General features: G+C 43.9%; 18 protein-coding genes. 8 read left to right on the top strand and 10 right to left on the bottom strand.

Translation table 11 applies throughout. The annotated features are described in order from the left end of the window. Positions 1-30: 30 nt before the first annotated feature. From ACFP56_RS17700 to ACFP56_RS17690, 3 genes are all read right to left on the bottom strand, one after another. Positions 31-876 (bottom strand): MBL fold metallo-hydrolase, encoded by an 846-nt coding sequence (locus ACFP56_RS17700; RefSeq protein ID WP_379237023.1) that lies wholly within the window; start codon positions 874-876, stop codon positions 31-33. 39 nt (positions 877-915) lie between these two features. Next, positions 916-1,269 (bottom strand): DUF2512 family protein, encoded by a 354-nt coding sequence (locus tag ACFP56_RS17695; protein WP_379237021.1) that lies wholly within the window; start codon positions 1,267-1,269, stop codon positions 916-918. Between the two features lie 224 nt (positions 1,270-1,493). After that, positions 1,494-2,051, bottom strand: a complete 558-nt coding sequence (locus ACFP56_RS17690) for a GbsR/MarR family transcriptional regulator (RefSeq protein WP_379237019.1) — start codon at positions 2,049-2,051, stop codon at positions 1,494-1,496. Between the two features lie 252 nt (positions 2,052-2,303). Between ACFP56_RS17690 and ACFP56_RS17685 the strand changes: the two genes are divergently transcribed. The 3 genes from ACFP56_RS17685 to ACFP56_RS17675 all read left to right on the top strand — a co-directional run bounded on the left by ACFP56_RS17685 (position 2,304) and on the right by ACFP56_RS17675 (position 5,328). Next, positions 2,304-3,512, top strand: a complete 1,209-nt coding sequence (locus tag ACFP56_RS17685) for a quaternary amine ABC transporter ATP-binding protein (protein ID WP_379237017.1) — start codon at positions 2,304-2,306, stop codon at positions 3,510-3,512. Continuing rightward, on the top strand, positions 3,499-4,341 hold the full coding sequence (locus tag ACFP56_RS17680; RefSeq protein ID WP_379237015.1) for an ABC transporter permease: 843 nt from the start codon (positions 3,499-3,501) through the stop codon (positions 4,339-4,341). The genes ACFP56_RS17685 and ACFP56_RS17680 overlap by 14 nt, the downstream gene beginning before the upstream one ends. Positions 4,342-4,434: 93 nt before the next feature. Further along, the gene (locus ACFP56_RS17675) at positions 4,435-5,328 is read left to right on the top strand and encodes a glycine betaine ABC transporter substrate-binding protein (protein ID WP_379237013.1); all 894 of its coding nucleotides are present in this window, start codon (positions 4,435-4,437) and stop codon (positions 5,326-5,328) included. Between the two features lie 80 nt (positions 5,329-5,408). On the opposite strand, the gene ACFP56_RS17670 is transcribed toward ACFP56_RS17675, so the two are convergent. Next, a complete protein-coding gene (locus tag ACFP56_RS17670; RefSeq protein ID WP_379237011.1) occupies positions 5,409-5,621 on the bottom strand; it encodes a DUF378 domain-containing protein in 213 nt (70 codons plus the stop codon). Between the two features lie 169 nt (positions 5,622-5,790). Here ACFP56_RS17670 and ACFP56_RS17665 point away from each other — a divergent pair, with 169 nt between their 5' ends. Then, on the top strand, positions 5,791-6,417 hold the full coding sequence (locus tag ACFP56_RS17665) for a spore coat protein (protein ID WP_379237009.1): 627 nt from the start codon (positions 5,791-5,793) through the stop codon (positions 6,415-6,417). A 78-nt stretch (positions 6,418-6,495) separates the two neighbouring features. Here the strand turns inward: ACFP56_RS17665 and mutT are convergent, their stop codons facing one another. Together mutT and ACFP56_RS17655 are read right to left on the bottom strand one after the other, a co-directional pair. Further along, positions 6,496-6,888 carry an 8-oxo-dGTP diphosphatase MutT gene (mutT, locus tag ACFP56_RS17660; RefSeq protein WP_379237007.1) on the bottom strand — a complete coding sequence of 131 codons (393 nt, stop codon included), beginning with the start codon at positions 6,886-6,888 and terminating at the stop codon, positions 6,496-6,498. A gap of 190 nt (positions 6,889-7,078) precedes the next feature. Continuing rightward, entirely contained in the window at positions 7,079-7,615 is a 537-nt protein-coding gene (locus ACFP56_RS17655) for a nitroreductase family protein (RefSeq protein WP_379237005.1), read from the bottom strand. 210 nt (positions 7,616-7,825) lie between these two features. Here ACFP56_RS17655 and ACFP56_RS17650 point away from each other — a divergent pair, with 210 nt between their 5' ends. Continuing rightward, positions 7,826-10,426: an SLC13 family permease gene (locus ACFP56_RS17650; protein WP_379237003.1), complete on the top strand. Its 2,601-nt coding sequence runs from the start codon at positions 7,826-7,828 to the stop codon at positions 10,424-10,426. 66 nt (positions 10,427-10,492) lie between these two features. On the opposite strand, the gene ACFP56_RS17645 is transcribed toward ACFP56_RS17650, so the two are convergent. Together ACFP56_RS17645 and ACFP56_RS17640 are read right to left on the bottom strand one after the other, a co-directional pair. Continuing rightward, positions 10,493-11,713 carry a sensor histidine kinase gene (locus tag ACFP56_RS17645; RefSeq protein WP_379237001.1) on the bottom strand — a complete coding sequence of 407 codons (1,221 nt, stop codon included), beginning with the start codon at positions 11,711-11,713 and terminating at the stop codon, positions 10,493-10,495. Then, the gene (locus tag ACFP56_RS17640; RefSeq protein ID WP_379236999.1) at positions 11,710-12,402 is read right to left on the bottom strand and encodes a response regulator transcription factor; all 693 of its coding nucleotides are present in this window, start codon (positions 12,400-12,402) and stop codon (positions 11,710-11,712) included. Before ACFP56_RS17640 ends, ACFP56_RS17645 begins: the two co-directional genes overlap by 4 nt. A gap of 169 nt (positions 12,403-12,571) precedes the next feature. Here ACFP56_RS17640 and ACFP56_RS17635 point away from each other — a divergent pair, with 169 nt between their 5' ends. Further along, positions 12,572-13,672, top strand: a complete 1,101-nt coding sequence (locus ACFP56_RS17635; RefSeq protein ID WP_379236997.1) for a DJ-1/PfpI family protein — start codon at positions 12,572-12,574, stop codon at positions 13,670-13,672. 44 nt (positions 13,673-13,716) lie between these two features. Beyond that, positions 13,717-14,361: a DUF2306 domain-containing protein gene (locus ACFP56_RS17630; RefSeq protein WP_379236995.1), complete on the top strand. Its 645-nt coding sequence runs from the start codon at positions 13,717-13,719 to the stop codon at positions 14,359-14,361. A 90-nt stretch (positions 14,362-14,451) separates the two neighbouring features. Here ACFP56_RS17630 and ACFP56_RS17625 read toward each other — a convergent pair whose 3' ends face one another. Next, positions 14,452-15,183: a class I SAM-dependent methyltransferase gene (locus ACFP56_RS17625; RefSeq protein WP_379236993.1), complete on the bottom strand. Its 732-nt coding sequence runs from the start codon at positions 15,181-15,183 to the stop codon at positions 14,452-14,454. A gap of 162 nt (positions 15,184-15,345) precedes the next feature. Between ACFP56_RS17625 and ACFP56_RS17620 the strand changes: the two genes are divergently transcribed. Next, positions 15,346-16,170 carry a lipid II flippase Amj family protein gene (locus tag ACFP56_RS17620; RefSeq protein ID WP_379236991.1) on the top strand — a complete coding sequence of 275 codons (825 nt, stop codon included), beginning with the start codon at positions 15,346-15,348 and terminating at the stop codon, positions 16,168-16,170. 61 nt (positions 16,171-16,231) lie between these two features. Here ACFP56_RS17620 and ACFP56_RS17615 read toward each other — a convergent pair whose 3' ends face one another. Beyond that, positions 16,232-18,310 carry a bacterio-opsin activator gene (locus tag ACFP56_RS17615; RefSeq protein ID WP_379236989.1) on the bottom strand — a complete coding sequence of 693 codons (2,079 nt, stop codon included), beginning with the start codon at positions 18,308-18,310 and terminating at the stop codon, positions 16,232-16,234. Between the last annotated feature and the right edge of the window lie 95 nt (positions 18,311-18,405).

The following is an 18,405-nucleotide window of genomic DNA, read 5'->3' as shown; positions in this document are numbered from 1 at the left end:
TTGCTTGGCATATAGCGGGCTTTGTGTTAACTACTGAATATATTTCCCATAATCGGGAACAGCGAGCGAGTCGAAATCTGCAGCTAGTTTCTTTAAGCCTTGAGCAAGACGCTCTCCACGCATAGGCACACCGTGCCCGGTTACAGCAACAGCAGGTTGAAGCTGCTCTAACATGTAAACCGAATGTTTAGCCTGTTCCCAGTCCGTTGTCAGGTAGCGCGGTGGTCCGTGTACTTCTTGCTCCTGTGTAAACACCTTGTAAAGCGAATCCTGCCTTACTGTAACAAATGCATCGCCCGCAATCAACACGCGATCCTGCTCACGAAACAGCGAGATATGACCCGGTGCATGACCAGGCGTGTGAAGCCAGCGCCAATCCTCAAGAAACGGAACGCTGCCATCCTCAGGCAGTTCCTTTATCCAATCACCTAGTTGGATCGGTTCTACAGGAAAAACAAAGGAAAGCTTCGCAACCATTCCGCCTTCAACAGAAGGATCAGGTGCAGGATAGCTTTCTGCTCCTGTTAGATAAGGCATCTCTAGTTTATGCGCATAAACAGGCACCTTCCAGAGCTGTACCAATTCAATGATTGCGCCAACATGATCAAAATGGCCATGTGTTAGTACAATACATTTTGGCTTGCTGCCAGCACCGAATCGCGCTTCACATGCCTCTATAATTTGATCGGCTGAACGCGGCATCCCTGCATCAATCAAAACCCAATCGTCCTGATTGCTAATACAGCATATATTTACAATTTGAATCGTTTTGCACCATACACCAGTAGCGACTTCATCTTCAGCACCGCTTTTGATCGAGGTAACCGGCAAAAAATGATAATCGCTGCCATATGACAAGCCAGAGTCTATTTCCATTGCAACTGAGCCTCCTATGTATGGCAGGTCAGCACGCAATTAAGCATGCTTTTTTGCCAATCCATTTTTTATTAAAAGGAGATGCAGGAAGTACTCAACTACAGTAAGCAGAACTGCAGCCCAGAATGCCCCCCAAACGCTTACATAAGCGGTATCAAAAAGCAATGAAAGGCCAAATACAAGTACCCATGACACGATAAAGTCAGCAAAAGTGCTTATCCATAGTGTTCCTTTTCTAAGGATTGCGTACTCCATAGCTAACCCTACTGCTGCTAAAATCAATCCTACAATGATGGGCTGATACAATCTTGAGTATTCCACATTCGGAAATATCCAGGAAGCTATAATTAACCCAAGTGGAACACTTAATATTTTAATGAGTAAACTTGTCATGGTAATCCTCCTTTAATCATTCGTTTAGTACAGTACTAGCATGTACAATTTGTCGAAACTTCAAACAAAAAAGATTCAGCAGCATGTACTGAATCTCACTTGTTTCAACAAATGATTGACAATAATCTAAAACACAAATGACCCACAAGAGGATCACTTTTTCAAAGAGTCCTTTTGTAGGTCACTGTTCTCCAGGTTTTCTGTTGTTTTAATAACATCTAAGCTTATTCTTCCTTCGGGATAAATTCGTAAATTTCACCCGTTTCAAAAGAATCGATTAATCGATCCAGCCACCTATAATAGGCCAGCGCTTCTTGAATTTTTTCTTTATCGCTCTCAAGCAGCTGTTTCATCGACAAATCTGTTTCATACTGAACCATCAACTCATCGACTTCCTTCAAGCTGCGCTTAAGTGCACTCATGTTCTGTTCAACGGCTTTTCTCCATTTAATTGAAAAATAATCAACGAAGTTCTGATGCCAATCCGGTACGACCTCGTACAGGTCCTTACGTGATCCCTTACCCCAGACCTTGTTAATCATCTTCAGGTCATGAAGTGTTCTCATACCTGTACTCATAGATGTTTTGCTCATTCCCATCGTCTGGCTCATTTCGTCCAGTGTAACAGGCTCGCGATTAAAATACATATTTCCATATAAATAACCAATAGAGAGCGTTATTCCGTACAAATCCATATTTTTACCGATAGATTCAATTACTCTTCTTCTAACCTTAAGCAATTGAGAGCGCTGCTCTTCCGTTAATGCTTCTAGTTCATTCATTGTGTGCCTCCCTGAGAGCCGCATAACCATGCGAGCTAACTATATCCATTGTAAACAACGGGCAATGATTATGTAAAGAATACACCAGAGGCGAAAAACGGAGTTATCAAGAGTATACAGTACATAAAGTTTGTAAAGTTAAAACTGTACGAACTACACGAAGGCTGAGCCGCTTTGACCGCTGCAACCATTATTTTCTACACTATTAGGGTGCAAAGTTGCTATATACCACAATGAAAGGGGGAATACGAAATGTCGATTATCGAGGCAAAACATTTGACCAAAATATTCGGTCATGAGCCCAAAAAAGGTATATCTTTGCTTCAGCAAGGCTGGACAAAAGAGAAAATTCTAGCCGAAACCAAGATGACGGTAGGGGTCAATCAAGCCAGCTTTAAGATAGAAGAAGGACAAATCTTTGTCATAATGGGACTGTCAGGCAGTGGTAAATCTACGCTTGTCAGATTGCTCAATCGCTTAATTGAGCCTACTGCTGGGCAATTGCTGTTCAAAGGTCAGGACGTGATGCACATGTCCGCTGAACAGCTCCGTCAATTCAGAAGAAAAAACATCGGCATGGTATTTCAAAAATTCGCTCTATTCCCGCACCGCACCGTGCTTCGCAATGTGGAGTATGGACTTGAGGTTCAAGGAATAGACAAAGCAAAACGCAAGGAGATGGCAATGCAAGCGCTGGAGCTAGTTGGTTTGAAGGGCTGGGAAAACAGCTACCCTAATCAGCTTAGCGGAGGCATGCAGCAGCGTGTCGGATTGGCGCGCGGCTTAGCCAACAATCCCGATATACTGCTAATGGACGAGGCGTTCAGCGCGCTTGATCCCCTTATCCGCAAGGATATGCAGGATGAACTGCTCGAGCTTCAGAGTGAAATGAAGAAAACCATCATATTTATTACTCACGATTTGGATGAAGCATTGCGAATAGGTGATCAGATCGCGCTGATGAAAGATGGCAGTATCGTGCAAATTGGTACGCCAGAAGAAATTCTCATGCAGCCTGCCAACAAGTATGTAGAACGCTTTGTTGAAGATGTTGACTTATCCAAGGTTCTGACTGCCGCCCATGTCATGGAGAAGGCGGAGACGATTACGATTGATAAAGGTCCCCGTGTTGCCCTGCAATTTATGAGGGATCGAGGTGTTTCAAGCCTTTACGTCGTTGATAAAACAATGAAGCTTTTAGGTCTGGTGACCGCAGATGATGCCTCCAATGCAATCAAGGAAGGCAAGAAGCTCGAAGAGATCATTCAGGATGAAGTGCCAGTCACGTCTCCAGATTCCGTACTAAATGAGCTGTTCGAGTTAATGGGTAATTCTAGATTACCGGTAGCTGTAGTTGATGAGAATAATCGCCTTAAGGGCGTAGTGATTAAAGGCGCAGTTCTTGCAGCGTTAGCTGGAAATTCCTTAGCTGATGGAGGTGGTACGAATGAATCTGCCTAAGCTTCCGATTGGCGCTTGGATTGAAGCGGTCGAAAAATGGATGGATACCAACATGGAACCATTTTTCAATCTCATTACGCTTATTATTCGCGGTATGGTGAACGGATTAGAGACAATTCTTCGTTATCCGCCAGCACTAATTATTATTATTATATTTACACTTCTGGCTTGGCTAATTGGTAGATGGGGACTTTCCGCATTTACCGCAATTGGCTTGCTGCTTATTGAAAACCTCGGTTACTGGGATCAGACGATGCAGACGCTTGCGCTTGTCCTTACAGCAGCCTTGATCTCTATCGTAATTGGTGTCCCGTTAGGTATTCTCTCTGCCAGAAGCGACAGAATGCAGCGAATCATTACACCGCTGCTCGATTTCATGCAGACGATGCCAGCCTTTGTTTACTTGCTGCCTGCCATTACGTTCTTTAGTCTTGGCGTAGTTCCTGGGGTAATCTCATCCATCATTTTTGCTATTCCACCAACGATTCGACTTACGAATCTTGGAATCCGACAAGTTCCTTCGGAGCTTGTTGAGGCTGCCGATGCATTTGGCTCGACGCCAGCGCAAAAGCTGTTCAAGCTTCAGCTGCCACTCGCATTGCCTACGATTATGGCAGGAATTAACCAGACGATTATGCTCTCGCTATCTATGGTTGTCATTGCCTCAATGGTTGGTGCACAGGGTGTAGGTGCTACCGTATACCGTGCCGTTACACAGGTTAAAACAGGAATCGGCTTTGAAGCCGGACTTGCGATCGTTATTTTGGCTATCATCTTGGATCGTTTTACACAAAGGGCTATTCGCCGATCCAACAATGTAGCTTCATAATATATGCATGTCTCCATGCATCAACACATCAAGACAACACACTGAATTAAAATATCGCAATCGCGAGAAAAATTTATTCAAGGAGTGATTGATATGAAAAAAACAAAACCAATGGTGTTTGCTGCAATGCTTGCCGTGCTTGTGCTTCTAGCAGGCTGTGCTTCAGGAAATAATGGTGGAAGCGAATCACAAGGAGGCGGCGCTAATAAAACGTTAAAGCTCGCCTATGTAGCCTGGGATTCTGAAATCGCCAGCACAAACGTAGTAAAAGAAGTACTTGAAACAAAGCTTGGCTACAAGGTAGAAATGCTGCAGGTTGACGCAGGCCCAATGTGGACTGGAATTTCGGACGGCAGTGCCGATGCAATGGTAGCTGCTTGGCTTCCTACAACGCATGAATCCTATGCCACTGAGATGGAAGGCAAATTCGAGGATTTGGGACCGAACTTGAACGGAACGAAGCTTGGACTTGTAGTTCCTGCTTACATGGATGTAACGAGCATCGAGGACTTGAACGATGAAGTCGGTGCAGCTGTTGATCATACGATTATTGGTATTGAGCCTGGTGCTGGTCTTATGATGAAAACTGAGGAAGTTATGGAGAAATACAGCTTGAGCGACAATGGTTGGACACTGCTTGAAAGCTCTTCTGCTGCGATGGCTAAAGCACTACAGGACGCTTATAATAAGCAAGAGCCAATTATCGTGACAGGTTGGACTCCGCATTGGAAATTCGCCAATATGGACTTGAAATATCTTGAAGATCCTCAACTTATCTATGGTCAAGATGAACAAATTCATACGATTACACGTACTGGCCTGCAAGAAGATCACCCTGAAGCTTACGCATTCCTTGATGCCTTCAACTGGACACCGGACGATATGGCCGAGGTAATGCTTGAAATCGTTGACGGAGCTGAGCCTGAGGCTGCCGCAAAAGCTTGGGTTGAAGCGAATGCTGATAAGGTTGACGCTTGGCTGCAATAATTGAATATTATCAATACAATTCAAAGAGCTCCAAGGCTTTACATGCCTCGGAGCTCTTTCTTGTTTATTTATTCAAGTGCTTAGCGTGCACGTTCCTCTTCTCTTAATCGACCAAAGAACTTGAATGAGTAAATCGCGCATAACCCAACAATAACGTAAATGATACGCGACAAAACGGAATCCTGTCCGCCAAAAATTGCAGCAACTAAATCAAATTGGAACAAACCAACTAGCAGCCAGTTAAGTCCTCCGACTATAAGCAATGTTAATGCAATTGCGTCTAACGTTCTCAACAGTATCAACTCCTCATTAGAATCATTACTACTATCTCCAAATGCTCGAGTTTCATACATCCCACCACATTTCTTTTCGATTCTAAACTGCAAGCGAGCATGTTTTTATAACCTTATGGCATCCTATTGTCGTATAACCAACAAAAACAAATTGGAGGAATGAAAAACAATGAATTTAGCGGCACATGAGTTATATGACTTGAATGAATTAACAATGAGCTGTGTCAACAGTATTACCAACATGGGGTACATGCTTCAACACGTACAGGATCCTGAGTTTAAAGCGATTTTGGAACGACATTTCCCTCTTCATATTCGTGATTACAATATGAAGGTTGAATTTTTGAATAAATCCGAAGGTGCTCACAAAGAGCTACCGCTGTTAAGCGAGAAGCAGCAGCTCAATTTCGATATGCTAAGCATGATGCCTCCAGTTCCAGGTGTGCAACCCCGAACTATGGTAGAGCAAATGAATGACCGTGAGATGGCAACTGCATATTTGCTTACATTGAAACGCGCAGGTCGTGAGTATGCTTGGGCTGCAATGGAAATGGTCAATCCAGAAATTCGTTCTTTCTGTCAAACTGCTTTCATGATGAGCTGTTCGCACGCATATGATATGTGGCAATACATGGCTAAAAAAGGTTATTATCCGATGGAGATGGCTACGCCAGATCAAACAGCAAAAATCGGAGCCATGTACCAAGTTATTCCTGAAAATTCGCCTCAAATCCAGCATCTGATGGCCGCACAGCAAAATCAAGCTGTAGGTGACAGCAGCCAATTGTATCAATAAAATTTTCAACATAGCATAAAAAGATGGATGCAGTCGCATCCATCTTTTTATGAGAAACTAGTTTTGTTCGAGCCTCTTTCATTGCTTCAATTGGGACATCAGTTTATTGACAAATGGGAGATCAGCTGGAGCAAATTCGTATTTATCAAGCTCTTCAGCAGTGCTCCAAGCATATTGGTCGTGATCCGATAGTTTTATATGTCCGCTCACAAATTTCGCCTTATATGCATATAAGCGAATATGGGCCGTTTCATAATGATGCGAATGAACACCAAAAGCCTCATATGGTTCAATGTTAATATTCATCTCTTCCAGGAGCTCTCGTCTCAAGCAAGCCTCTATCGTTTCGCCTTGTTCAAGCTTTCCACCAGGAAACTCCCAAAGTCCCGCTTGTGATTTGCCTGACTTGCGCCGTGCAATCAACAGCTGACCATTATGATTTTCGATAATCGCTGCTGCTACATCTATCAAAACGTCACATCCTTTTACATTCTCAATTAATAAGCTGTGACATCTTCAAGCATCATTGCATTCTTCTGCTGCATGCTCGTGTTCATAACAACAGAGCTTCCCTTCATCGTCGGTATATCCATTAAGAAATCCATCCTCACAATAAATGTCACGACCGCATATGACGCAACGACCAACATACTCTCTCATTCTACTCTTCCCTGCTTTGATAGTACTCATGATGCATAATCTGCTCAATTGGATACATTTCCTTAGGCGGAGGATCTATCGCAGGATAGCCAATTCCAAGGATAGCTACGACTCGCAAGCTCTCGGGAACATTCAACTGTTCCCGTACAAATTGTTCACGCTGTGCAGATTCCTCATAATTTTCTGAATGATATACCGCTCCCCATGCAGCCCCTAACTGCAAGGATGTCGCTGTCAGCCACAGATAGGAGCCTGCAATCGTTGCATCCTGCAGCCAATACTTGCTCAGCTCAGAATTTGCTACAATAACAAATCCAGCTGCAGCCTGCTCGAGCCATTTCATATAAGGGGTTGTCACACTAAGTTGGTTAAGCATAACGCGATCCGTCACGACGATACACTCGCGTGAAGGTAAATTATTCCCGCTTGGAGATAAGTAAAAAGCTCGTTCTAATTGCTTAAGTGTTTCCGATAGTAGGTTCAAAGAATGAAATGACGTAATTTCTCTCCGTTTTTCAATTGCTGTTATTACATCCATACCGTTACACCTCCATTATTATTTATCTTGATCCTCTTATTATATAACGGAAACATTATCCAGCAAGCAGCACGCTTACTAAAGTCCCAAAGTCAAAATGATAATCTCTTAAATAACCCGCATCAATGAAAAATTTTGTAATACGGCTACTATTATTCTACCAGTAATACGTTATACTGAACGAGGAGTAATGGGTTTGGAGGATGAATAATGGCAAGTAAACCGATTGATGAAATTGCAATGTTTAGCGGTCTAAGCAATGTTGAAAAAGCAAAGATACTTGGGAAGCTGGAACGAAAAACAATTTTAACTGACGAGCTGCTGTTTCGCTTTGGGGATATGGGCAGAACCGCGTACATTGTGCTGGAAGGGCAAATTGCGCTATATACTGAAAATGAAGAGGGAGAACGTTATGCCTTAGCTGTACTTGGTGAAGGGGAACTGCTTGGCGAAATGGCTTTGCTTACGGGTGAACCGCGAAGCGCGACTGCAATAGCCGCTTCGGATACCCATATGTACGTCATAACAGAAGAAAATCTGCGAGATTTCATTGAGCAATATCCAAAAATATCATCGTATTTCATATCGCTGCTCTCTAATCGATTAACACATACCAATTCAAAGCTTGCTGAAATACGAGAAGCAGAAGTAATGCGCATCCGCTCCCTTGCTGAACAGTTGCCAGAGCAATTGCGCGACGCATGCATCTCTGCCGCACTTCTTCCTTATGGCGACATTTTGCTGCTGCAGCAGCATTTTCAAATAGACAATATGAGAGAATGGATAGACCAGCAGAACGGGTTGAACGAGCTGCTTCAATTCGATTCCACTAATCAACAGCATTTCACATTTTCACCGTTCGCAAAGGAAGTGTTGTCAGAGCTTTATATAGAAAAACACGGTCATGGTGCCAGAGCAAGGCGGCTTTTGCATGCTGTGGAATATTACTTATCTATTGATGATCTCGTAGCAGCTGCAATGATATGCAGAGGCATCGACAATGCAGGTTGGGACTGCCTGCTGGAGTACTTGCAGCGCATTACCAATCGAATTGATCTGCCGCTCGTTGAAGCTTTACAAGGCTGCCCACCTGAGAGGCTTGCAAGCTATCCAACTGTAATGCTGGATTATTTGCACATGTGCTTAGAAAGCAGAAATGAGGCAGGTTATATTTGTCTGAAGGCTTGTCTCGAGCTGCCACAGCACTCCTTTACCGTTGACGAATTATCGACCTTATACATATGGGCTGCCGATTGGTGCAGCCAGTCAGGCATGCAGCAAAAAGCACTTGAGTATGCAGCACTTGCTCAGCAATTGTCTGATCCAGTAGCTACAGCTGCTAATCGCTTTCCACTCATTCGTCCGAAATGGAAAAGCACTAAACAGCAGCAGCTGGAAAGGCAAGCTGGTTTACTGCCAGGAAGACAAAAGCTGCAAGCAATTATTGCTATGCTTCTCGCCGTCATTAGTCTCGTATATTTTCATATTGCAGAGCCAATAGGAAGCTTTACTGAGCAAGGAATGGATTTTATTGGAATAAGCATCGCCGCTGTCATGATGTGGATTGTTCGTGTCATCCCCGATTATATCGTCGCACTGCTGATGGTAATGCTCTGGGTAATGCTTGGTGTAGTAGAGCCTGTGGTTGCCTTATCTGGCTTTGCTTCAACGAGTTGGCTCTATATGCTGTTTATTTTAGCTCTTGGTACAGCGATCGTGAAATCCGGGCTGCTGTACCGGTTCTCATTATTGGCGCTTAAGCTGTTTCCTGCGAGCTATCGCGGACAATTTCTAGGCATCGTAGCAAGCGGAGCACTACTCAATCCGTTAATCCCATCTTCCTCAGGTAAAGTTGGACTTGGTGTTCCACTAGCTCGCACCTTATCTGAAGCGATGGGCTACAAGGATCGATCTAACGGGATGGCTGGCTTGTCTCTTACCGCTATGGTGTTTTACGGATTCACAGCACCATTTGTACTGACAGGGTCCTATACAAATATGCTGGCATTAGGTCTTACTGGAGGCAGTGTGAACTGGTTCCAATGGTTTATTTACGCTCTGCCTGCTTTTCTTCTATTTAGTGCGGTGATGATTGCAGCCTTGGCATGGCTGTTTCGCAAACAAGAAGATCGCAGATCGATTTCGATTGAGGTGCTTGACGATCAATTGAAGCTGTTAGGAAGCTTTTCACGAGGAGAAAAAGCAACGGTCTATTCTACACTAGGCGCAATACTGCTTATTATGCTTGAGCCATTGCTTGGCATTGATTACGTGTGGATCATGCTTATAGCGTTTGTCGTGCTCGTAGTGTATGGCGTATTGGATGAGCAAACGCTGAAAACCTCGATTGATTGGCCATTTCTACTCTTTATCGGTGTAGCTTTCAGCTTTGGAGAAGCGGCAATACGTACTGGGACAGTCGATGCCATATCAAACATGCTTGGCTCACATATGAGCGTCTTCATTGATTCACCTGTATGGTTTATACTAGCTGTCGTCCTGCTCTCATTCGTCATAACACTCATCGTTCGTGATGATGCAGCTGTCATTCTGCTCATTGTATCGCTGGCGCCGTTCGCTGCATTAGCGAGCATCCATCCATGGGTACTTGTTTTTGTTGTATTGCTTGCAACTGATCCATTCTTCTTTACCTATCAATCACCTACGTATTTAACGGCATACTACAGTACTGAGGGGAAATCATTTAGTCATAAGCAAGGTCAATTGGTTGCAATGGCCTACGGACTTGCTGTTTTATTGCTCGCGGTACTATGTGTACCATACTGGCAGTGGCTCGGACTTATACAATAGCTTGCTAATAGTAGATGGGGTTGTCCAGAAATTCAGTAAAAACTGAACAACCTCATTTCCAGCCAGTTAACGATTAACTGCCGGCAACCAGCCTGTTAGCCTTGCACCGCCTTGCGGATGATTGCCAGCTTCAAGATCGCCTCCATGCTTTCTCACAATCCGCTGAGCTATCGTTAACCCTAACCCACTTCCCCCTGTTGCACGGTTTCTTGAATGCTCACCTCGGTATAAAGGCTCAAATACTTTCGGCAGCTCTTCTTCTGAAAAGCCATCTCCACTGTCATGTACCGAAAATTTGAACTTGCTCCCCTCCTGCACACATTCCATCGCAATTGTTCCGCCAGACGGCGTATGCCTTACCGCATTATCGAGCAAGTTGCTGAAGGCACGCTCTAACAAATGCTCATCTCCATACACGATGCAATCCTCTAAAGGCGCCCTATCATATCTAAATAAGATTGTCTTCTGCTCGGCAGCTGGCTGCACGCTATCCAATGCCTTTTGCAGCAAAGAGGGGACATTGACACGCTCACTGTCGAGACGTTCATCCACATACTCCATTTTCGAAAAGGTAAACAAATCCTCTACCAACCGATCAAGCTGCGCAGACTTTTCCTTGCATACCGCAACGTACTTCGTCATTTGCTCTGGTGATCGTGCGATCCCCTGAGCTAAACCATCCAAATAACCCCGCAAAGCAAAAAGCGGGGTGCGTAAATCATGCGCAATTGCGGCGATTACGAATCGACGCTCCTCTTCCAGCTCAATCTGCTTTTGATGGGCTTTACGAAGACCCGCCACCATTGCTTCAAAACCGTCACGTACTTCAGCAATTTCCTTTATTCGCAAAGATGGAATAGTAATATCGAGATCACCACTGGCGATATGCCGAGCTGCCACTCCCAGCTTTTCAAGCGGCTTTAACAACAGCCTTCTTAGCATGAAGCCGATCATGATGAACGCAATCACTACTCCTATTCCTGCAGCTGTAGCTTGTACTGTGTAGCGATTAGCAGCAGGCTCGTTTGCTAGACTTTGCTTTGCCTGCTCGATTTGAGTGTTAAGTTGATTTTGCCAACTGGGATCATGCCATCGCATAGTCGTATCATCGAGCAGAGAAATCATTTCAGTCAAATGACCGTGTACAATGTCATACTGTGTTGATTTTTTCGTGATAGTCAGCGACTTCGTTTCGATAGCATGAGCAGCAACGAAGCAGAGCCAGGGAATGAGCAAAATTAACACTAAACAAAATACAGTAAAGGTTCGTATGCGCAGCGTTGTCATACTCTACCTCCTTCAAATCGATAACCAATTCCCCACACATTAACTAAATAGTGCGGCTCATTTGGGTTAGCCTCGATTTTTTCACGCAGGCGACTAAGATGTACGCGAATCGTATGCTTATCGCCAACCCCTTCCCAAAAGCGATCTAGCAGCTGCTCATACGAAAATACCTGCCTTGGGTGCTCAGCGAACAGCAGCAGCAGCTCATATTCTCTTGGCGTAAGTGTGACCACCTTCCCATCTACGAGAACCTCTCTTGTTGTGGCATTGATTTTGATCCGTCCATAATCCAGCTCTGTGTCGCTCCTGGATTGATGAGAGGCCGAGCGCCTTAATACGGCCTTTACTCTCGCAACAATTTCACCTGGCGAGGCTGATTTGACGATATAGTCGTCGCCACCAAGCGTCAGCCCTCTAATCTTGTCTACATCATCGCTGCGTGCACTCAGAAACAGAATCGGCACATTGCTCTTCGCACGAATTTGACGGCACAGCTCAAATCCGTTCTGCCCTGGCATCATAATATCTAGCACCATACAATCTATCGGCTGCTGCTCAAATGCTTGCCACGCTTGCTCGGCATCGCATGCAGTTATTACATGAAAATGCTCATTTTCCAAAAAGTCTCTTAGCAAATCAACGATACTTGGGTCGTCATCTACTACGAGTATTGTGTTTGGTTTATTCATCACGCATCCCACCTTTGCATTCATTTTAGCATCTTTTGCGCCGAAACCCGATTGGATATACAAGTTGTGATCACTTGTTTACTGTTTTGTGATAGTTTGCAGCATTTTTTGTGAGACTTATCGGTTATCTTGGACATTAAACAACTTTACTGTTAAGGAGGACTATTCTATGCTATCGATTCAAGTCGTGCTGTTTGATGGATTTGACCTGATGGATGCCATTGCACCCTATGAGGTCTTTTCCGCAGCGGCTATGTATACCGATCATCAACTAAACCTACAATTCGTCACTGCCGAGGGACCGCGTACGGTAGCCAGCGGCATTCAGGACGTAAAGCTAGAAGCGATTGGCAGGCTTGACCCTGAGACTGCGGACATTATTGTCATTCCTGGAGCATCAGGACCGTTGGAGGAAGATCACCCTGATTCCGTACCTGTTCGATTAAGCAAAGCGATGCAGACTGAACTAACCCCACTCGCACAGCAAGCCTTGGAGCGTGAGCATTGTATCGTCGCTACTGTATGCGGTGGCTCGCTTATCCTTGCTATGAACGGTTTATTGGAGGGCAGACCAGCAGTCACTAATCATTTGGGGATGGAGCTTTTAGCAGCAACTGGGGCCATTCCGATTAATGCCCGTGTAGTAGATGATGGCAATCTAGTATCTGGAGGTGGCGTCACTTCAGGTCTGGATGTAGCGTTATATCTTGTAGAACGCGTGCTAGGTCCACGTACCGCACATGCAGTAGAGCAGCTGTTTGAATTTGAACGTCGGGGAACGGTGTGGCGAGATACATCAAGCATTCGTCCAACTTTGAACGCAGCAAACTTACTAAAACCAGACATGCATAGCTTGCAAAACGTGACCTCAGAAGCAGCTAGTGCAAAGCATAACGAAAGGCCGCCCATCGTTAAACATAAGCAAGCCGTTGAGCCGCCCACACATAAGCTGCTACAGGAAGAAGATGCAGCTGCTTTTATTGGTGACTGGGATACGACAATCGCGACGCCAATCGGAAAGCTGCAGGTTAGGCTTTCTATTATGCTAATGGATGGCATCGTTCAAGGTACTGCAACACAAGGAAATGAAACCGTTCCATTTATAGATCCTATGCTGGATGGGAATAGGCTTGTTTGGTCGCTGCGTATTACGAAGCCTATGCGCTTAAATCTGAAATTCGAAGCATTCGTTGATGGCAATGCGATCCACGGAAATGCAAAAGCGGGCCTGCTGCCCTCTTCCAAGCTTACAGGCGTGCGTATCGTCTAGCTAGCAGTACGAAAACGTTAGAATGAATGAGGAGATCCGACCAGATGAAAAACCGAAAATTTTACTTTCAACTACTAGCATGTCTCAGTATCGTTGTCATTGTATATGCCATCATTAAAAACTACATGATCGATCCTGGCGCTACCAGCTTTCTCAGTCACAAAACAGCTACAAAACGCGAGCTTAATTTGCCAATCTGGTTAAATGTGATGTACATTCACGTGGCATTTGCTTGCGTAGCTATGGCAGCAGGCTTGCTTAATTTTTCTGAGCGAATGTTCGAAAAAAGCCGCAAGCTCCACCGTTTTACAGGTTATGTCTATATTATCTCTGTGCTGATCGTTGTTCTTTCATCAGGCTATATGGCGCCATACGCCACGGGTGGAAAAATAAGCAGCATGGGCTTCAATGCGCTTAATATAATATGGTTAATCATTACCGCAACTGCACTCATTTATATGAAGAAGAAGCAAATAACAAAGCATCGCAACTGGATGATTAGAAGCTACGCCTTCTGCTTTACCAACATGATGATTCACTTGATTACAACAATCTTTCATAAAGGGCTGGACTTCAGCTATGCATCCAGCTATACGATCGGCATATACGGCTCGATCGCCTCGCTGCTCCTTATAGCTGAGCTTGTCATTAGAACATTCACGTTCAATCGGCCGATTCAAGGGCGTTAGCAATAAAACAAGCCATTCCTGCGCTATACATTAGCGTTGGAATGGCTTGTTCAATATAATCGTTATGCCAAGCAATCAACATTATACTGATTATTTTTTTCGTGATGATAGGATCAGCATCATCGGTCTGCGAAGCTCATCCTTCATGCCAGGTACCGTAAGCAGCAGATCTGCTGCTGGCTGCGGCTCCACAACTCCCGTTATTTCAAATCCACCCTGTATTAGTCCGTTCAGATACGTCGTTAGCGTTTTATGATATTTGATAACTGCTTCTCCCAGAAAATTAGCTGTTCGTTCTCCCTCAAAATAGTAGCGATCGACTGGAAAGTGCGCAATATTCCCTTGTTCATCATAATGCCAATCCTGGCTACCGTTTGCAGTGAACACGGGGTGCTCAACTGAAAATACGAACTCTCCGTTCGGAATCAGGCAACTTGAGACCTTTTCCACAATACGTTCAAACGATTCGATATAATGAAAGGCAAGCGAGCTTATCACGATATCAAAGGCGTTCGCATCAAATGAAACATCCTCAATGGCTTGATGAATATAGTGAATTCTTGCATCTGTTTTTTCCTTCGCAACTGTCAGCATTTTCTCAGATATATCTACGCCTGTAACACTCTTCGCACCATGCTCTATCGCATATTGACAATGCCAGCCATACCCACAGCCCAGATCGAGTACACGTTTTCCGTTGAAATCAGGAAGTAGCTTTTCAAGCGTTTTCCACTCACCTGCCCCAGCAAGACCTTTCCTTGATCGATCCATCTGGCTGTATTTTTCAAAAAATCGCTGATCATCGTATATGTTCTGCTTCATAGATTCATCCTCCTTACTAAAAATGCCTTCATATCTAGTTACATAATTCCTTGTCGTATTATCCAAATCCTGTTGAAAGTTGTTTGTTCTAGACGTATAACCTATGATACACTTAGTTTATCAAAATTTTCCAATTAAATTCATTTCATAAGAGGTTGCTGAATGGAGTACTTAACCGGAGTATTACTATGTATCGCTTTTTTTATTTTTATCATTCATACAACAGAAACCCTCGCCTACGCTGTGAGGTTATCAGGTGCAAGAGTTAGAATGATCGCTTCAGCTTTATCTCTCTTTAACATTTTAGTTATCGTCTCAAGGTTGGCAAATATGATGCAACAACCTTTCACAGGGAGTCTAATTGATAATGCCCCAAAACAAAACACGTTAGAATTTGTAGAAGCTCAATTTCGCATCCTTATTGGCGCATCAACTCTTGGAACATTATTCGGGATAATTTTACTTCCAACTTTTATTGCGATATTTTCAAGAGCTATCATTCATTTATCAGAGGAAAAGGGCTCTGTTCCTTCCTTTATGAAAAAAATCTTCTCCCTACGCTACATAAAGCGCAGTATAACTTATTTTAGTTTACCGAAGTTTTCATATTTAAAGGATACTAGAGTTAAGGACATTCCCATTAAGCTTTTTTGTGTAAATATGATTATAACTTCGATTTACACGATAGGAGTGTTATCTGCCCTATATGCTGCGTTGCTAGTTCCTGAAAGAGCAGCGACAGCTACTATGGCATCAGGATTAATTAATGGAATCGCAACTATACTGTTAGTTATTTTTATAGATCCGAAGCTATCCGTCATTGCAGATGATGTTGTTAATGGAAGAGGAAGCTATAATAAGCTAAAAAATATGTCGTTAATGATGGTAACTTCAAGGCTATTAGGCACATTACTTGCTCAATTGATGTTCGTATGGGGAGCAAAATATGTAGCTTGGTTTACAAAAATCATAGGGCTGCTATTTTAATTTAGAGTTTTTTATGAAAATAGCAATGTCTCCAATTCTATTCAGTGTGATAAAACGGTATTTATATCGACTTTAATCTTTCGCTCAGCACATAAGCGAGATGGTTTTCAGCTGAGCGGCTATGACGGTAAAACGTTGTTCTGCTCATATGGAACATGGCTGCAAGTTGATTTTTATTCTGATTTCGCTGTACATAGCTTTCTCGTAAAATGTCCTTTTCAAGCTGTGTTAGCGGCTCCGTTGAACTAGTTTCAGACAGAATCTGTTGTATCGTTGATCGCATCTGTGATCCGCTCCAATTTAAACGCTGCATAACAGGGAGACGCTCCAACTGGACAGCATCAAACAATTGCTCAAGAATTTGTTTCATGTCGTTCCTTTCAATTGACAATATTGCTTCGCCTTTAAGAGCACTTGTCTGTGCAGTTATCGCTGGCGCAGCTTCTGTCTGCCAGATGATGCGATGAATCCATTTATCAAACGTTGTTTGCCTAAAGTCCAGCTCCCATATTGTCAATTCAATGCCTGCGACTCCTATAGCCTTTCCGCATTCTCTAAAGCCTAGAAGCAGCATCAGCTGATTCAATTGTCGATCAGCTGATGCCAAAACACATCGCAGCCCGTTAGTCATATGAATAAGCCATTGCTGCATAAGCAGCGCTCCCAGCTCTTTTGGTCGATACAAGGCATGCTCACAGTCAACCGCAGACAACAATACAAATATTGTATCTGCTGACTCGGAAGGAAGCTGGCGCAGTGCAGTAACTTCTTCACCCAGTATCTCCAGCCATCCTGTGGCATATCGCTCCAGTAGCGGCATACTTAATGCATGAAGCCAAAGCCCTGCGCTAAACGCAAGCGGCAGTCCCTTATAATCCCGCACAATAAAAATACCTTCAGAGAAGTGGAGTGCGATATCCTCCAGCAAAGCTTGATAATGAGCAGTTTCAACCAATTCGGATTGCCAATCTGATTCATTCACCGATACCATCAAAAAATGCTTCAAGTATGGCAAATCTTCCTGTTGGAATGGCTTGGGCTGTCCTGGCTTAAGATTAGACGAAAAATTAGCATAGGCATGCGTCGAGGGCAGAAATTCTCGATACAGCTCCAAAACATGAGCAGCCAGACGCATTTGCAATTGTTTGTCTACGGAATGAAACTGTTCCGCCAGCAAGCTGAAAACCTTACCTCGAACACGTTCAAATTGGTCAGCATTTCGTTGGGCGAAATCATCACGCAGCAGTCTTGATACTACATGATGCAAAGATACGCCCTGCATCGTAACCCGAACAAATGAAAGACGGGACAGCTTGTAATATTCTCCTTCGTCCAAAGGAGCTTCTAATACACGATTGAGCAACTTCTCATCGGCTACTGGCAGCAAGGCCAACACCGTAAGTGCACGGAAGACGCCAGGGGATGCCACTTCCCTTAAAAACTCTGCACTCAAAATAGTCGGAATTTCACGCCATACGTTGCGCTCTTCCTTAGCCGCAGTATGCAGCAAATCTACGGTAAGAGCTAGCGAAAGCGGATGCCCTTCTGTCCTCTCCGCAATATCAATTTGCACGTCTTCTGCCAAGCCGGAGTCTCCCAAATAATCGTAAACCTCTTCACGTGTAAATAACCGTAAAGGCAATTGATGTATCCTTGACTTCCAGTACGGATTCGTTTTCCATCTCAACGGCAAGCCATTCCGCGAGGCACACACCAATAACACAGAAGCAGATTGAATATGGGGGAGAAAACTGGAAAGCAGCCATCCTTCCAATCTATCTATATGTTCACAGTTATCGATTAACAGGATGATTTTCTGCTTGGACAGCTCGGAAACAATGAACGGCAAAAGCGCTGCTCCATGCTCTCTTATTACGCCATACTCTGTTGCGAGACTTACTTCAAGACTGTCGAGAAATGCTCCCGAGGTCGTTAACCCAACCTGTCCATCCAGCCATAACGTGCGTAAGGAGGAAAGCCTAGCAGTGCGAGCCATCTCAAACAGTAAAGTCGTTTTGCCAATACCTCCGATTCCAGAAACCGAAAAAATTGAAGTTTGAGCATCGGAATCGAATACCCAATCATTAAAGCACTTCATTTCGTTGTCAAAACCGATCACACGTTGTTCCATTTGTTCCATCGATATTTTTCTCACTCTTTCGCATGCGATATTGTATGTTTATACTATACTATTTTCTGACCACAAAAAATAAATAGATTGTGCTTTACGCTGTT

Origin of the sequence: Paenibacillus septentrionalis (assembly GCF_042659865.1) — a bacterium.
In the GTDB taxonomy this organism is placed as follows: Bacteria; Bacillota; Bacilli; order Paenibacillales; family Paenibacillaceae; genus Pristimantibacillus; species Pristimantibacillus septentrionalis.
This window is presented reverse-complemented; position numbering and strand designations above follow the sequence as displayed.